Here is a 15480-nt window from a genome sequence, read left to right as displayed (position 1 = left end):
ATTTGGTTAATCATCTCTATATCATTTATAATAAAAAGAGTAAACTACATTTGTTTTTCATATCATGTAAGGACATACTAGATAGAAAAAATATAGTTAAAGAGATGATGAATTTGAAAACAACTAAGAAAACATATTCGTTTTTTCAGCGGATGTGGAGAATATTAAAGTTTCAATATTATAAGTTGCTTCGATCACCAGAAGGAGCAAAGAAAGTATCATTAGGTTTTGCGATTGGTTTTGGTTTAGAGATGTTGGTTATATATACGGCATCGCTCGTATATGTAATATTTTATCCGATCGTCCGATTAGCAAAGGGATCTTTTCCTGCTGCGGTTATTGGCAATATTATTGGGAAAATATCGTTTCTACCGATATTTTTATTTCCATTTGCTTATGCGTTAGGAAAAATGATATATCCATTTCATGTACAAAAAATACATCATGAACCATTTACGATATCTGACTTGTTTTCGAGTCATATTTTTACGATATTAAAGGGTTTAGTGCAGAGTGAAGTGTATGTATTAATTGGAATGACAATTTTAGGAGTTGTGTTTGGGGGAATTTCATATTTCGTTGTGCATTATTTATATGAAAAGAACCGTAAGCTACGCTTGAAGAATAGAAAGAAACGAGTGAGAGAACCACTCGTGCAAATATAAAGAGTGTCACATTCATTTTCTCCTTTGAATATGTTTAAGAAAAAGGGGGAGAGAATGAATGTATTATTATTACGTACCGCAAGTATACCCATATGTAAATTATTATCCTGTTTATGATATGAGTAGACAATACGAATTATATCGACAACAACAATTACAGCAATTACCACAAATACCACAACAACAGCCTACGCAAGAACAAAAACCATATTTAACGACATGGCCATATTCAAATGTGTACTATGGTAATTATTACGAATCATAAAGCTGCTTCTATGTAGAAGCAGCTTTATTCGTTTGTTTTCAAAATTAAATTTTGAATGGTTTGAAGAGAGTGAATGAGCTTTTCGCGCTCTTCCTCAGATAATGTTTGGAAATTTTCTTTTAATTTGTCTAAAATGAATTGTTGATACTGATTTACTAACAATTTCCCTTCAGCTGTTAGGGAAATTAAAATGACCCGTCGATCTTTTTCGCTATAATGACGCTCTATTAGTTCTTCTTGAATTAGTTTGTTTAATAGAGGTGTCATGTTAGGCCGTGAAATCGCTAGCCGCTTGCCGATTTCGGAAACTGCTAATGTGCCATTTTCATGCAGAAGTAGCAATACTTGTGTATGTGATGGCGGCATATGTCTTTGAGAAGAAAATTCTCCAGGAAGCATAAATTTGCGATAAAAAAGAGGCACTAGCGAAAGAAGATGATCAACAATACGTTCCCACTCGCGTGATTCCATATAAAGGCCCCCTTCCACACTATCATTGTAACAAAAAAGACATGGTATAAAAATAGAATTGTTTCATAGACGCTTTAATATTTGTAGGATAACACTTGCTTTGTAAACGTATTAGCAATAATCGTGTAGCCGTTATCATTTGGGTGTACTTGGTCAAAGAGTAAATCTTTTTTATCATTTGATATTAATTTACGAATTGGTAAAACGATAGATGGTTGATTTGCTTTTGAAATGGAATAAACGGATTCATTCCAGCCATCTAAAAACATATCTGCATAACTGGAGATGGAGTCATCGAGTTGTAACGGATTATAGAGTTCTGAGAGAATGAGTAAAGCGTTCGGATTTTGATCTCGAACTGTCTTTACAATATTTTTTATATCCGCTTCAAAATGAGCTTTTTCTTTATTTAACATTTTAATACCATCTATAACACCGACATCACGATTTAAACGGAATAAATTATTTCCTCCAATATTAATTGTAATGATATTTGCAGCTTTAATTTTTTGCTTTACATCTTCTGATTGCACTTTTTTAGCGAGACGATCTGTTGTAAGGCCGTTTACCCCAAGGTTTTCTACGGTAATTGGTTTATGAATTTGTGCTTCTATTTGTCTAGAAGCTAATTCAGCAAATCCCCCTTGTGTCGATCCATATCCTTTGGCGAGCGAATCACCTAGTACGAGATGATAAAAGGAATCGTTTGTTTGCTTATCAATCCAACTTGGAGTAGATGTTTTTTCTGTATTTTCTTCGGGTTCATTTTTTTTTGTCTCATCGTTCTTTTCAAAATAAGAATAAGAAATGATTAGAAGGAGGAGACAAACAATTGTTAAGATGACTTTTTTCATAAATTCATCCTCCTTGTAATTGGTAATTGTATCATATTCAGCAGTATTAACAATGTAAGGGCATATTATATGTTTATGAAAAGTTTACAACAACTTTACAGAAAATTTGTAGAAGTATGTCAAAAAATATTGACGATATGAAAGTACATTATATATGATAATGTCAGATAAGGTGAAATTTTAATGAGTAGGGCTTTATTTCTCGCTAATTAAAGTTTCACTAATCGGGCGTTTAAGGGGACTACTCATTAGCGCAGGATGAAATGAAAATCTTGTCTCTAATAGAAGAAAAAAGGTATGTGGTTAGAGGCAAATAGAGGTTTATTTCATTATTTTTGGTAATTGTATAAGGGGGATTTTTTGTGAAAAAGTCAAAAAAAATGCTAGCTGGAGCAACTCTTGCTATTGGTGTAATAGCACCACAAGTGTTGCCAACAACAGCTCATGCGGATGAGAACAACGGGGAGAGTACGGTTAACTTACGAATTCTAGAAACATCAGATATTCACGTTAACTTAATGAATTACGATTATTATCAAACGAAAACAGATAATAAAGTAGGTCTCGTGCAAACAGCAACACTTGTTAATAAAGCACGTGAAGAAGCGAAGAATTCTGTCCTATTTGATGATGGGGATGCATTACAAGGGACACCGCTTGGAGATTATGTAGCTAATAAAATAAATGATCCGAAGAAGCCTGTGGATCCTAGTTATACACATCCATTATATCGTGTAATGAATTTAATGAAGTATGACGTCATCTCTCTTGGGAATCATGAATTTAACTACGGTTTAGACTATTTAAACAAAGTAATTAGTAAAACAGAGTTCCCGGTTATTAACTCGAACGTCTATAAGGATGATAAAGATAATAATGAAGAGAACGACAAAAACTACTTTAAACCATATCATGTTTTTGAAAAAGAAGTAGAAGATGAATCAGGTCAAAAGCAAAAAGTGAAAATTGGCGTAATGGGATTTGTTCCACCTCAAGTTATGAACTGGGATAAAGCGAATTTAGAAGGAAAAGTGAAAGCAAAAGATATAGTTGAAACAGCGAAGAAAATGGTGCCAAAAATGAAAGCAGAAGGTGCAGATGTTATCGTTGCACTAGCGCATTCCGGTGTTGATAAGAGTGGATACAACGTTGGCATGGAAAACGCGTCGTATTATTTAACAGAGGTTCCTGGTGTAGATGCAGTATTAATGGGACATTCACATACTGAAATGAAGGATGTATTTAATGGTGTTCCAGTTGTAATGCCTGGTGTCTTTGGAAGTAACCTAGGTATTATTGATATGCAATTGAAAAAGGTAAACGGAAAATGGGAAATACAAAAAGAGCAATCGAAGCCGCAACTGCGTCCGATTGCTGATAGTAAAGGGAATTCATTAGTACAATCCAATCAAGAATTAGTTAATGAAATTAAAGATGATCACCAAGCGACAATTGATTATGTCAATACAGCTGTAGGAAAAACGACAGCGCCAATTAATAGTTATTTCTCATTAGTACAAGATGATCCTTCTGTACAACTTGTAACAAATGCACAAAAATGGTATGTAGAAAAGTTATTAGCTGAAAATGGACAGTATAGCAAATATAAAGGAATTCCAGTTTTATCTGCAGGCGCACCATTTAAAGCAGGTGGCCGAAACGGTGCTACATATTATACGGATATTCCAGCTGGAACGTTAGCGATTAAAAACGTTGCAGATTTATATGTATATCCAAATACGTTATATGCTGTAAAAGTAAATGGTGCACAAGTGAAAGAATGGCTTGAAATGTCTGCAGGTCAGTTTAATCAAATTGATCCAAAGAAAACAGAAGAACAGCCGTTAGTAAATATAGGCTATCCTACATATAACTTCGATATTTTAGATGGCTTAAAATACGAAATTGATGTAACACAACCAACGAAATACGATAAAGATGGAAAAGTTGTAAATGCAAATACGAATCGTATTATAAATATGACATATGAAGGTAAGCCAGTAGCTGACAATCAAGAGTTCATCGTCGCTACAAATAACTATCGCGGAAGTAGCCAAACGTTCCCAGGTGTAAGTAAAGGAGAAGTTGTATACCAATCACAAGATGAAACACGTCAAATCATTGTGAAGTATATGCAAGAAACACCAGTTATTGATCCAGCAGCAGATAAAAATTGGACGTTTAAACCGATTGTTGCAGATAAATTACATACAACATTCGATTCTTCACCAAATGCACAAAAGTATATAAAGAAAGATGGGAAAATATCATATGTTGGACCATCTGAAAATGAATTTGCTAAATATGCAATTGATATAACGAAGAAGAACGATGATGATAAGGAAACTGGTGGAGAGAATCCAACAACACCGCCAACAGGTGAAGGAAATAATGGAGGAAATCCAACGACACCACCAACAGGTGAAGGAAATAATGGAGGAAATCCAACGACACCACCAACAGGTGAAGGCAGTAATGGAGAAAATCCAACGACACCGCCAGGATCTGGACAAACTACAACGGATAATCAAAACTCAAAAGAAACAACAACAACTGTAAGTGAAAAGAAAGAAGAACGTGATTTACCGAAAACAGGTACAAGTGTTGCTTCTACAATTGGAGCAGGCTTGGCGTTTGTTGGAGCGGGATTACTTCTGTTATTTAGAAGAAAGAAAGCAAATAGATAGTCGAGAAATATAAAAAAGGATTACCGATTCAGGTAATCCTTTTTAGTATATTATGAAACTGTTACTGCTTTTTCTTTCTTCCATGAAAGGCCAAATCCAGTAAAGCCGACGATAATCGTTAAGACTGGGCAAGCTAAACAGAAAATTGCGTATGGAAGGTAATCGAATGTTGGAACGCTAAGGACGTTTGTTAAGAATACACCACTTACACCCCATGGTACGAGCGGGTTAATAACTGTACCTGCATCTTCTAATACGCGTGATAAATTACGACGCTCTAAACCGACTTCATCGTATTTATTAGCAAATGCTTGTCCTGTTAAAACGATGGATAAGTACTGCTCACCAAGTAAGAAGTTTACACCAATTGCAGTTGAAGCAGTAGAAATAATTAAGCGTGTACTATTTTTTACAAAGCTAGAGATGATATTCATTAGTTGCGTGATAATACCCATTCCTTGTAATAATCCTCCCATACAAAGAGCTAGGAAAATAAGGGCAATCGACATCATCATGCTTTGTAGACCACCGCGAGATAGTAAGCTATCAATGTCTTTAATACCAGTTTTAGAAACGTAGCCGTCTTGCATAATTTTCATTAAATCAGCTAAAGAAGTGCTAGGTTTAAAAATAAAGAGAATAATAATTCCTACCACAATTCCTGCAAGCAATGTTGGAACAGCTGGAACTTTTTTAAATGCGAATAGGAACAGTAATAAAATTGGAATAAGTGTAACGATAGAAATCGTTGCATTTTTCTCTAATGTGCTAATAAAGTTTGTGAAGTCAACGTCTCCACTCGTACCGCTTCCTAAAATGAAAAATGCGATAAAAGCAATAATGAAAGCTGGAACTGTTGTCCAAAGCATGTTACGAATATGCTCAAATAAATCTACACCCGTTACAGCAGGAGCTAAGTTTGTTGTGTCAGATAAAGGAGACATTTTATCTCCAAAGAATGCGCCAGAAATAATTGCACCAGCGATTAGAGCCGGATCGTATCCGAGAGCACTACCCATACCCATAAAGGCAAGTCCTACAGTTGCGGCAGTTGTAAAGGCGCTACCGATACTTGTTCCAACAATTGCACAAACTACAAAAACAGTTGGAACGAAAACTTTAGGAGATACAATCTGGAAGCCGTATACCATTAAAGTTGGAATTGTTCCAGCAGCGATCCAAACACTAATTAATACGCCTACCAGTAAGAAAATAAAAATAGATGGAATACCAGCTGAAATACTACTGATCATCCCTTTTTCCATAGTAGACCAAGAGATTTTTTTCATAAATCCAAATGCTAATAAAAGAACGATACCAAATAAAATTGGGATGTGTGGTGAAACTTCTAATTGGATAACACTAAAGCCAATACAGAAAAAGATAAATAATGTTAAAAGAACAGATTCAATTTTTGAAACCATTGTTTTTCCCTCCTAAGTAATCTAAAATAGCTCTTTTTTATATAAAATTCGCCAATATTGTGTATTTCCTTCTAAAATTTAGAATTTTGTGACAAATTACCGGTAATTGTTGGTCCTTCAATATGATACGGAAATGATTGGATAAAAAAACGTCCCTGCATATAATTATGCAGGGACGAAGAAATCGCGGTACCACCCTAGCTTGTGAAATGAATGTATCACAAAATAAAGGGTCGTATGATATGCGCCAATAAAATAAAAACGCCCCTGCAATATATGCAGGGACGAAAAATTCGCGGTACCACCCTAAATTGTGAAACAGTTTCGTTTCACCACTCTTTAGATATAACGGTCTATAACCGTCTTTCACTACTCCTTACGTTTCGCAAAAGAAGCTCCAGGGGGTAATTCATAATTCGCTCTGTACTGGTTCGCACCGACCACCAGCTCTCTGAAATCAGAAATCGAAATACTACTAAATCCTATCAATGCCGATTCATATGATGTTAATTAAATTTTTATCACATTTTCATCTTATATGTCAATAAAAATGTTCAATATTTTTTTAGGGAAATAAAGGTTAAATGTTTTTAATGTTCTAAATTTGTACGTTATAATGAATTTGAAAGGGGAGGAAAGAGTGAAGAAAAAAATAATTCTTTTTACCACCTTACTAGTCATTGGCGGAAGCGCTGGAATTTACACAGCTTTTGCAGCTGAATCAGAGCAGGCGAAGCAAAAGCAAATACAGCAGTCAGAAGTGAAGAAAGTGAAAGAAACGGAAGAGAAGAAGTCGATGGAAAAAGCAGCTGAGAAACTAGGAGTTTCTACTGATGGGAAAACAAAAGAAGAAGTTACGAAAGAAGTAGATAAGGCTAGATTTGAGCAGCGTCATGATTTATTAATTGAGCACGCTAAGCAACTTGGAATTGATACAGAAGGAAAAAAAGATGAAGAGATTATTTTAGAAATCGGAAAGTTACAACACGGAAAGTAGAACAACTTATCGTATGATAAGTTGTTCTTTTTTAAGAACTATTTGATTTAAAAATAATTGACAGTCATTTAAATTTAATGTTAACTTTATTTATAAATTAGTTAACATTAGGGGTGACAATTGTGACTGTTAATAGTAATACGACTGAAAAATCGTCTTATACATATGAAGAATTATCGGAGAAAAATAAAGCTTATGTATGGCATCCGTTTACACAAATGAAAGATTATTTAGAAGAAGATCCTGTCATTATTGAACGTGGAGAGGGAAGAAAGCTATACGATGTAAATGGAAATGAATATTGGGATGGTGTTTCATCTATTTGGTTAAATGTTCACGGACATCAAGTACCAGAATTAGATGAAGCAATTCGTGAGCAATTAAATAAAATTGCCCATTCTACTATGCTAGGACTTGCTAACGTTCCATCTATTTTATTAGCAGAAAAAATAATTGAAGTTGTGCCAGAAGGTTTGAAGAAAGTATTTTATTCAGACTCCGGTTCTAGCGCCGTTGAAATTGCAATTAAGATGGCCTTTCAATATTGGCAGCATAAAGGAAAACCGAAGAAACAAAGATTTGTTACATTAAAAGAAGCATATCACGGTGATACAATTGGAGCTGTTTCAGTAGGAGCGATAGACTTGTTTCACCAAGTGTATAGTTCACTTTTATTTGAGGCAATTAAAATGCCGTATCCATATACATATCGTTCTCCTTATGGAAATAATAAGGAGGAAATTGTGAAAAAACATTTAGAAGAAATGGAAGAGCTGCTGAAAGAAAAGAATGAAGAAATTGCGGCGATTATTGTAGAGCCTTTAATGCAAGGTGCTGGCGGTATGATTACAATGCCAAAAGGATATTTAAAAGGGCTACGTAATTTATGTGCAAAATATAACGTTTTATTTATTACAGATGAGGTAGCGACTGGATTTGGGCGTACCGGGAAAATGTTTGCATGTGAACATGAAAATGTAACGCCAGACATTTTAACAGCCGGAAAAGGTTTAACAGGTGGATATTTACCAGTTGCAATCACCGTAACGACAGATGAAATTTATAATGCCTTTTTAGGAGACTATGAAGAACAAAAAACGTTTTTCCACGGTCATAGTTATACAGGGAATCCGTTAGGGTGTGCGGTAGCCATTGCGAATCTAGAGCTATACGAGAAAACAAATTTAATAGAAGAAGTGGCACGTAAGACAGAATATGTAGCGACGCAATTAGAATCGCTCTTTGCGTATAAACATGTAGGGGATATTCGTCAGTGCGGGTTAATGGTTGGAATTGAACTTGTGAAGAATAAGGAAACGAAAGAAGCATTTGAATGGACAGAGAGAGTCGGTGTTCAAGTGTGTAAACGTTCAAGAGAGCTGGGCATGATTTTGCGACCACTCGGTAATACGATTGTATTTATGCCTCCTCTTGCTTCTACAATGGATGAGATTGATGATATGTTACATATTTTGTATAAAGCAATCTCGGATGTTACGGAGGGAGAATAATGAACGGTTTTTTTGTAACAGCAACGGATACTGAAGTGGGGAAAACTGTAGTTGCCGGTGCATTAGTAGGTGTATTTAGAGAATTGGGATATAACATCGGGGTATATAAACCGTTGCAAAGTGGACATGTTGCATCAAATCCAGAGGGAGATGCAGCAAGGTTAAAAGCATTATCAGGGGTACCGACAAAAGAATATGAAATTTGCCCTTATTCTATTGAAGAGCCTCTTGCTCCGAGACTTGCCATGAAAAGAGCTGGAAGAGTAGTACATTTAAAAGACATTACTGATCATTATAATGAACTCTTGAAAGAGTTTAATAGCCTATTTGTAGAAGGAGCAGGTGGACTGGCTGTTCCATATACAGAAGACGCTTTAGTAATTGATTTCGCAAAGGAATTACAGCTTCCCCTTATTATAGTCGCACGCCCTACATTAGGAACAGTAAATCATACAGTTTTAACGATTGCTTATGCAAAGGCACAGGGCTTAACAGTAGCAGGTGTAATTTTATCCGGCTGCAAAGAATGTGAAATGGAAAGAGTACAAGAAAATAAAGAAATGATTGAAGAGCTAAGTGGGGTACCGGTTTTAGGTTTATTACCATTCTTTGAAGGTGCGTTTACAAAAGAAGAAGTCTTGGAATCTGCAAAAGAGTATATAATGATTTCAAAATTAGAGGAGTTCATCCGAAATGAATCAAACGTGGCGCACACATCTTCAATCTAAATTGCAACAATTAAATGAGCAAGGGCAGTATCGCAATTTGCATGTAACAGAACAAGCAGAAGAGACATGGCTTATTCGAGATGAAAAAAGGATGCTAAATTTAGCGTCAAATAATTATTTAGGGTTAGCTGGAGATGATAGGTTAAAAGGAGCTGCTATTGCATGCACAAGAAAATATGGAACTGGGGCGACGGCATCAAGGCTCGTTGTAGGAAATTATTCGCTGTATGAAGAGGTTGAGAGAAGTATATGCGATTGGAAAGGCACTGAAAAAGCCTTAGTTGTAAATAGCGGATATACCGCAAATATTGGAGTGATTTCTTCATTAGCCTGTCGTCACGATATTGTGTTTAGTGACAAATTAAATCACGCAAGCATCGTTGATGGAATTATATTAAGCGGAGCAGAGCATAAAAGGTATCGTCATAATGATTTAGATCATTTAGAGAAGCTGTTGCAAGTAGCACCGCCAAAAAAGAAGAAATTAATCGTAACAGATACTGTTTTTAGTATGGACGGTGATACTGCATATTTAAGAGATTTAGTGCAAATGAAAGAGAAATATGGAGCAATGATTATAGTTGATGAAGCACATGCGAGTGGGATATATGGAATTGATGGAGCAGGATTGTCCCATATAGAAAAAAATATTGCTCAAAATATTGATATACATATGGGGACGTTTAGCAAGGCTTTAGGGTGTTATGGTGCGTATTTGACAGGTGATGCAATGTATATAGAGTATTTACAAAATATGATGAGAAGCTTTATTTTTACTACTGCTTTACCACCAGGAATGTTAGGGGCGGTACAAAAAGCAATTGAAATTGTGAGAGAAGATAATGAAAGAAGAGAGAGACTTATAGAGAATGGAGCATATTTTAGGACACATTTGCAAGAAGCTGGTTTTGATATTGGGGATAGCTCAACTCATATTGTACCGATTGTAGTCGGTTCAAATGAAACAGCTTTACGGTTTAGTAAAAGGTTGCAAGAGGTAGGTATTGCAGCAATTGCAATTCGTCCACCAACGGTTCCAGTTAATAGTTCACGGGTCCGTTTTGCGGTTACGTCTCAACATACAATAGCTGATTTGAAATGGGCTATTCAGCATATTATACGCATTGGTAAAGAAGAGGGGTTTTTCGTATGAAAGAGCTAAAGATTATTTTTATTCCTGGGTGGGGAATGGAAGAAGGTGTTTGGACTTTAGTTCTGCCGTATTTTAAAGGATATTCTGTTCAATGTATCAATTGGCGTAATGTGAAAGAACAAAGTGAATTTGCGGGGCGAATAATAGATGTAGCAAAAGATGAAAATGTAATTTTAGTTGGATGGTCACTAGGAGCGTTAGCAGCAGTTCAAGCTCATAAAAAGGTTAAGGCAAAAGGTATCGTACTAATTGGTGGTACTGCCAAATTTACAAATACGAGCGATTATACGAGTGGATGGAATGCTTTGCATGTAGAACGGCTGAAAAAGAATGTAGCGAGAAAGAAAGAAGATACGCTCAAGCGGTTTTATGAAAATATGTTTACAAAAGATGAGCTGAAAGAGAATACAAGGTTTGAAGATATGATAAGACGCTTTAAAGGTGATTCTATTCAGTCTTTGCAATTAGGTTTGGAGTATTTAATAGAAGCAGATATGAGAGAAGAACTGAAAGAAATTAAAGTCCCTATACTACTTATTCACGGAGAGCAGGATGTAATTTGTCCATTGTCTGCAGCACGTATTATGTCTGAGAATGAGACTGCCACGCTCAAGATAGTAAGTGAGGCTGGACATGCATTATGTGTAACAAATTTCGAATATTGTGGAAGTGAGATAATTCAATTTGTAGAGGGGATACGACATGATCAACAAAACGTTACTTCAAAAACGGTTTAACGTGGCAGCTGTATCCTACGATCAATATGCAAATGTACAAAAAAAGATGGCACATTCATTACTTTCTACATTGAATCGGCGATATAGTGCAAATTCAACGATACGTATTTTAGAACTTGGATGCGGGACAGGATATGTTACAGAGCAATTGTCAAACTTATTTCCGAAAGCGCATATTACAGCCATTGATTTTGCTGAAAGTATGATTGAGGTTGCGAAAACTAGACAAAATGTGAAAAATGTAACGTTTTACTGTGAGGATATCGAAAGATTACGATTAGAAGGAACGTATGATGTCATTATTTCGAATGCTACATTTCAATGGCTAAATGATTTAAAACAAGTGATAAGAAATTTATTTCATCATTTGTCTATAGATGGGATATTACTCTTTTCAACGTTTGGACATGAAACATTTCAAGAATTGCATGCTTCGTTCCAGCGGGCGAAAGAAGAAAAAAATATACAAAATGAAACATCGATTGGGCAACGTTTTTATTCAAAAAATCAGTTGCGCCATATGTGCGAAATAGAAACAGGGGATGTGCATGTTTCTGAAACATGTTACATAGAGAGATTTACAGAAGTTAGGGAGTTTCTACACTCTATTCGAAAAGTAGGAGCGACTAATAGTAATGAAGAATCATATTGTCAAAGTCCCTCACTCTTTCGTGCGATGCTTCGCATATACGAAAGAGACTTCACGGAAAATGAAGGGATAGTGGCGACGTATCATGCTTTATTTATGCATATAACAAAAGAGGGGAAGAGATGAAATGAAACAAGTACAAACAAAAAGGGATTGGAAAAAACTTGCACATGACGTAGTAGAAGAGAAAATGATTACGAAAGAGGATGCAATTGCGATATTAGAAGCTGATGATACAGAAGTGTTAGAAATTATGAATGCAGCTTACATCATTCGCCATCATTACTTTGGTAAGAAAGTAAAATTGAATATGATTATTAATACGAAATCTGGATTATGTCCTGAAGATTGCGGATATTGTTCACAGTCTATTATTTCAGAGGCGCCGATTGATAAATATGCATGGCTAACGCAGGAAAAGATTGTAGAAGGAGCACACGAAGCAATTCGCCGTAAAGCAGGTACATATTGTATTGTGGCATCTGGTCGTCGTCCGACGGATAAAGAGGTGAATCACGTAATTGGAGCAGTTAAGGAGATTCGTGAAACGACAGATTTAAAGATTTGTTGTTGTTTAGGTTTCTTAAACGAAGATCAAGCAGGACGTTTAGCAGACGCGGGTGTACATCGTTATAACCACAACTTAAATACACATGCAAATAATTACGAAAGCATTTGCTCCACTCATACGTATGACGATCGTGTTGATACAGTTCAAAAAGCAAAACAAGCGGGCATTTCACCATGCTCTGGGGCAATTTTTGGAATGGGGGAGACAATAGAAGAACGTGCTGAAATTGCATTTGAATTACAACGTATAGACGCAGATTCAATTCCATGTAATTTCCTTGTTGCTGTAAAGGGTACGCCGCTTGAAGGACAAAAAGAATTAACGCCGGTAGAATGTTTAAAAGTGCTGGCGATGATGCGTTTTGTAAACCCAACGAAAGAAATTCGCATTTCAGGGGGACGTGAAATCAATTTACGTTCTGTACAGCCAATCGGTTTATTTGCAGCAAACTCTATTTTTGTTGGAGATTACTTAACGACAGCTGGACAAGAACCGACTGCAGACTGGGGTATGATTGAAGATTTAGGGTTTGAGATTGAAGAATGTGCATTATAAGATAGATAAAAAGCAAACTTGTAAAAGAGTTTGCTTTTTTTGTAAATAAAATGTAATAAATAGTTGTGAAAGCTTGATACTATTGGTTTTTGAGCGAAAAAAAGAATTTTGGTGGACGAATTTTCCAAGCCCCAATTGTACATAGTAAATATGTAATTTATATTGGGTTGGAGGATTTTACATGCACAAATATATATTAGCGATTATGACTTGTCTAATTTTACTAAAAGCAATAAGTGCTGATCCAGTTAAGGCCGCCGAAAATCCTGAACAAAAAGAGATGCAACAACGAATTGAACAACATTTTCGAACGAAAGCTGAACATTTTGGATTGAAAACAGAAGGAAAAGACTTAAAGGAAGTGCGAAAAGAAATTACTATTATAGAAGAAGCGAAGAAAAGAGAGAATGTATGGAGAACAGCACAAACGCTTCGTATACAAACAGAAGGAAAAACAATGGATGAATTAATAAAAGATGTACGGAAAAAAGTAAAAAAATAAAAAAGAGGCCGCAGCCTCTTTTTTATTTTTTATGCCCATTGTTTTGATAAATGAGCCATTTCAATCGCAGCAACGGCGGATTCATAGCCTTTATTACCAGCTTTCGTGCCCGCGCGTTCAATCGCCTGCTCGATCGTTTCAGTCGTTAATACACCGAAAATAACTGGGATGTCTGTTTGTAGGGATAAAGATGCAACTCCTTTTGCTACTTCATTACAAACGTAATCGTAATGTGTTGTAGCACCACGAATTACAGTACCTAACGTAATAACAGCATCATACTTCCCGCTATTAGCCATCTTTTTAGCGATTAAAGGAATTTCAAATGCGCCAGGAACCCAAGCAACATCGATATCAGTTTCTTCTACACCGTGACGCTTTAATCCATCTAAAGCTCCGCCGAGTAACTTACTTGTAATAAATTCATTAAAACGTCCAACAACAACCCCAACTTTTAATCCTGTACCAACTAAATGACCTTCGAATACCATAATGAATCTCTCCTTTTATTATAAGTTTAGTAAATGTCCTAATTTGTTTACTTTCGTTTGTAAATACGTTTTATTCTCTTCTTTTGTTGGCATTTGCAATGGAACACGCTCGATTACTTCTAAATCGTAACCTTGTAAGCCAGCAATTTTTCGCGGGTTATTCGTTAATAATCGTAACTGTTGTAAACCTAAATCTTTTAAAATTTGAGCGCCAATACCGTAATCACGCAAATCAGCTGGGAATCCAAGTTTTTCGTTTGCTTCTACCGTATCGAATCCTTCTTCTTGTAACTTATAAGCGCGAAGCTTATTAAGAAGGCCGATGCCTCGTCCTTCTTGTCTCATATAAAGAAGAACGCCTTTTCCTTCACGTTCAATTTGAGCAAGTGCAGCATGGAGTTGTGGTCCACAATCACAGCGGCATGAGCCAAATACATCTCCTGTTAAGCACTCTGAATGAACGCGTACAAGTACAGGCTCTCCTGTTGAAATCTCACCTTTTACGAGTGCGATATGCTCTTTCGTATCTAATGAATTAGAATAGCCAATTGCATGGAAAGTACCGAAATCTGTAGGTAATGTAATTTCCACTTCTCTCGTCACTAATGTTTCATGGTGGCGGCGATAAGCAATTAAATCTTCTATTGTAATCATTTTTATATCAAATTGTTTTGCGCACTGTAGTAAATCAGGTACGCGAGCCATCGTACCGTCCTCATTGATAATCTCACAAATGACTCCAGCTGGTTCTGCTCCGCAAAGCTGTGCTAAATCGACGGCAGCCTCTGTATGACCAGCACGGCGCAGTACACCGCCTTCTTTCGCGATTAATGGAAAGATATGTCCAGGACGATTGAAATCAGCACCTTTTGATGCAGGGTTTAACAATTCTTGTATCGTAGTCGCCCGTTCGTGAGCGCTAATCCCTGTTGTTGTAGAAACATGATCAATGCTCACTGTAAATGCAGTATGATGCGAATCTGTATTATGAGCTACCATTGGTTCTAATTGTAGACGCTCTGCGTACCCTTCCGTAATCGGTACACAAACGAGACCACGCCCATGTGTAATCATAAAGTTAATCGTTTCTGGCGTAATATACTCTGCTAAAGCGATAAAGTCGCCTTCATTTTCACGGTTTTCATCATCGCATACGATAACGACTTTTCCTTGTTTTAAATCTTCTAGAGCTTCTTCAATACGATGAAACATAATGCTTC

16 protein-coding genes and 1 other annotated feature are annotated in these 15480 nt (G+C 36.2%); of the genes, 11 read left to right on the top strand and 5 right to left on the bottom strand.

Features of this window, described 5'->3' with window-relative positions; translation table 11 throughout:
• Positions 1-104 precede the first annotated feature (104 nt).
• Positions 105-665, top strand: a complete 561-nt coding sequence (locus AC3WTA_RS08285; RefSeq protein WP_033657731.1) for a DUF2062 domain-containing protein — start codon at positions 105-107, stop codon at positions 663-665.
• Between the two features lie 58 nt (positions 666-723).
• On the top strand, positions 724-930 hold the full coding sequence (locus AC3WTA_RS08280) for a hypothetical protein (RefSeq protein WP_000291951.1): 207 nt from the start codon (positions 724-726) through the stop codon (positions 928-930).
• Between the two features lie 24 nt (positions 931-954).
• Here the strand turns inward: AC3WTA_RS08280 and AC3WTA_RS08275 are convergent, their stop codons facing one another.
• Positions 955-1401 carry a MarR family winged helix-turn-helix transcriptional regulator gene (locus tag AC3WTA_RS08275; protein ID WP_000445818.1) on the bottom strand — a complete coding sequence of 149 codons (447 nt, stop codon included), beginning with the start codon at positions 1399-1401 and terminating at the stop codon, positions 955-957.
• A gap of 74 nt (positions 1402-1475) precedes the next feature.
• The gene (locus AC3WTA_RS08270) at positions 1476-2255 is read right to left on the bottom strand and encodes a GDSL-type esterase/lipase family protein (RefSeq protein ID WP_000755831.1); all 780 of its coding nucleotides are present in this window, start codon (positions 2253-2255) and stop codon (positions 1476-1478) included.
• Positions 2256-2617: 362 nt separating this feature from the next.
• Here AC3WTA_RS08270 and cpdB point away from each other — a divergent pair, with 362 nt between their 5' ends.
• On the top strand, positions 2618-4942 hold the full coding sequence (gene cpdB, locus AC3WTA_RS08265; protein ID WP_000748626.1) for a bifunctional 2',3'-cyclic-nucleotide 2'-phosphodiesterase/3'-nucleotidase: 2325 nt from the start codon (positions 2618-2620) through the stop codon (positions 4940-4942).
• Between the two features lie 50 nt (positions 4943-4992).
• Here cpdB and nhaC read toward each other — a convergent pair whose 3' ends face one another.
• The gene (gene nhaC, locus AC3WTA_RS08260; RefSeq protein WP_000253740.1) at positions 4993-6366 is read right to left on the bottom strand and encodes a Na+/H+ antiporter NhaC; all 1374 of its coding nucleotides are present in this window, start codon (positions 6364-6366) and stop codon (positions 4993-4995) included.
• A 277-nt stretch (positions 6367-6643) separates the two neighbouring features.
• Positions 6644-6864: a binding site (T-box leader), on the bottom strand.
• Positions 6865-7006: 142 nt separating this feature from the next.
• Between nhaC and AC3WTA_RS08255 the strand changes: the two genes are divergently transcribed.
• From AC3WTA_RS08255 to AC3WTA_RS08220, 8 genes are all read left to right on the top strand, one after another.
• The gene (locus AC3WTA_RS08255) at positions 7007-7363 is read left to right on the top strand and encodes a hypothetical protein (protein WP_000726893.1); all 357 of its coding nucleotides are present in this window, start codon (positions 7007-7009) and stop codon (positions 7361-7363) included.
• Positions 7364-7485: 122 nt separating this feature from the next.
• Complete coding sequence (gene bioA / locus AC3WTA_RS08250; protein ID WP_000217829.1) at positions 7486-8874, top strand: adenosylmethionine--8-amino-7-oxononanoate transaminase; 1389 nt, start codon at positions 7486-7488, stop codon at positions 8872-8874.
• Positions 8874-9602: a dethiobiotin synthase gene (gene bioD, locus AC3WTA_RS08245; RefSeq protein ID WP_001013034.1), complete on the top strand. Its 729-nt coding sequence runs from the start codon at positions 8874-8876 to the stop codon at positions 9600-9602. The genes bioA and bioD overlap by 1 nt, the downstream gene beginning before the upstream one ends.
• Positions 9568-10755: an 8-amino-7-oxononanoate synthase gene (bioF, locus tag AC3WTA_RS08240; protein WP_492332861.1), complete on the top strand. Its 1188-nt coding sequence runs from the start codon at positions 9568-9570 to the stop codon at positions 10753-10755. The genes bioD and bioF overlap by 35 nt, the downstream gene beginning before the upstream one ends.
• On the top strand, positions 10752-11492 hold the full coding sequence (locus tag AC3WTA_RS08235; protein WP_000661270.1) for an alpha/beta fold hydrolase: 741 nt from the start codon (positions 10752-10754) through the stop codon (positions 11490-11492). The genes bioF and AC3WTA_RS08235 overlap by 4 nt, the downstream gene beginning before the upstream one ends.
• Positions 11458-12267, top strand: a complete 810-nt coding sequence (gene bioC, locus AC3WTA_RS08230; RefSeq protein WP_000608936.1) for a malonyl-ACP O-methyltransferase BioC — start codon at positions 11458-11460, stop codon at positions 12265-12267. The genes AC3WTA_RS08235 and bioC overlap by 35 nt, the downstream gene beginning before the upstream one ends.
• A 1-nt stretch (position 12268) precedes the next feature.
• Positions 12269-13267, top strand: coding sequence for a biotin synthase (bioB, locus tag AC3WTA_RS08225; protein ID WP_000815839.1), 999 nt, complete (start codon positions 12269-12271; stop codon positions 13265-13267).
• Positions 13268-13448: 181 nt separating this feature from the next.
• A complete protein-coding gene (locus tag AC3WTA_RS08220; RefSeq protein ID WP_000549778.1) occupies positions 13449-13769 on the top strand; it encodes a hypothetical protein in 321 nt (106 codons plus the stop codon).
• Positions 13770-13798: 29 nt separating this feature from the next.
• Here AC3WTA_RS08220 and ribH read toward each other — a convergent pair whose 3' ends face one another.
• Together ribH and ribBA are read right to left on the bottom strand one after the other, a co-directional pair.
• Positions 13799-14260, bottom strand: a complete 462-nt coding sequence (gene ribH / locus AC3WTA_RS08215; protein WP_000230900.1) for a 6,7-dimethyl-8-ribityllumazine synthase — start codon at positions 14258-14260, stop codon at positions 13799-13801.
• A gap of 18 nt (positions 14261-14278) precedes the next feature.
• Complete coding sequence (gene ribBA, locus AC3WTA_RS08210) at positions 14279-15472, bottom strand: bifunctional 3,4-dihydroxy-2-butanone 4-phosphate synthase/GTP cyclohydrolase II (protein WP_000468993.1); 1194 nt, start codon at positions 15470-15472, stop codon at positions 14279-14281.
• Positions 15473-15480: the final 8 nt, after the last annotated feature.

The sequence above is a fragment of the Bacillus sp. EB106-07-01-XG149 genome (assembly GCF_058791555.1).
Note: the sequence above shows the minus strand (reverse complement) of the source record. Positions and strands in the feature narration are given on the sequence as shown.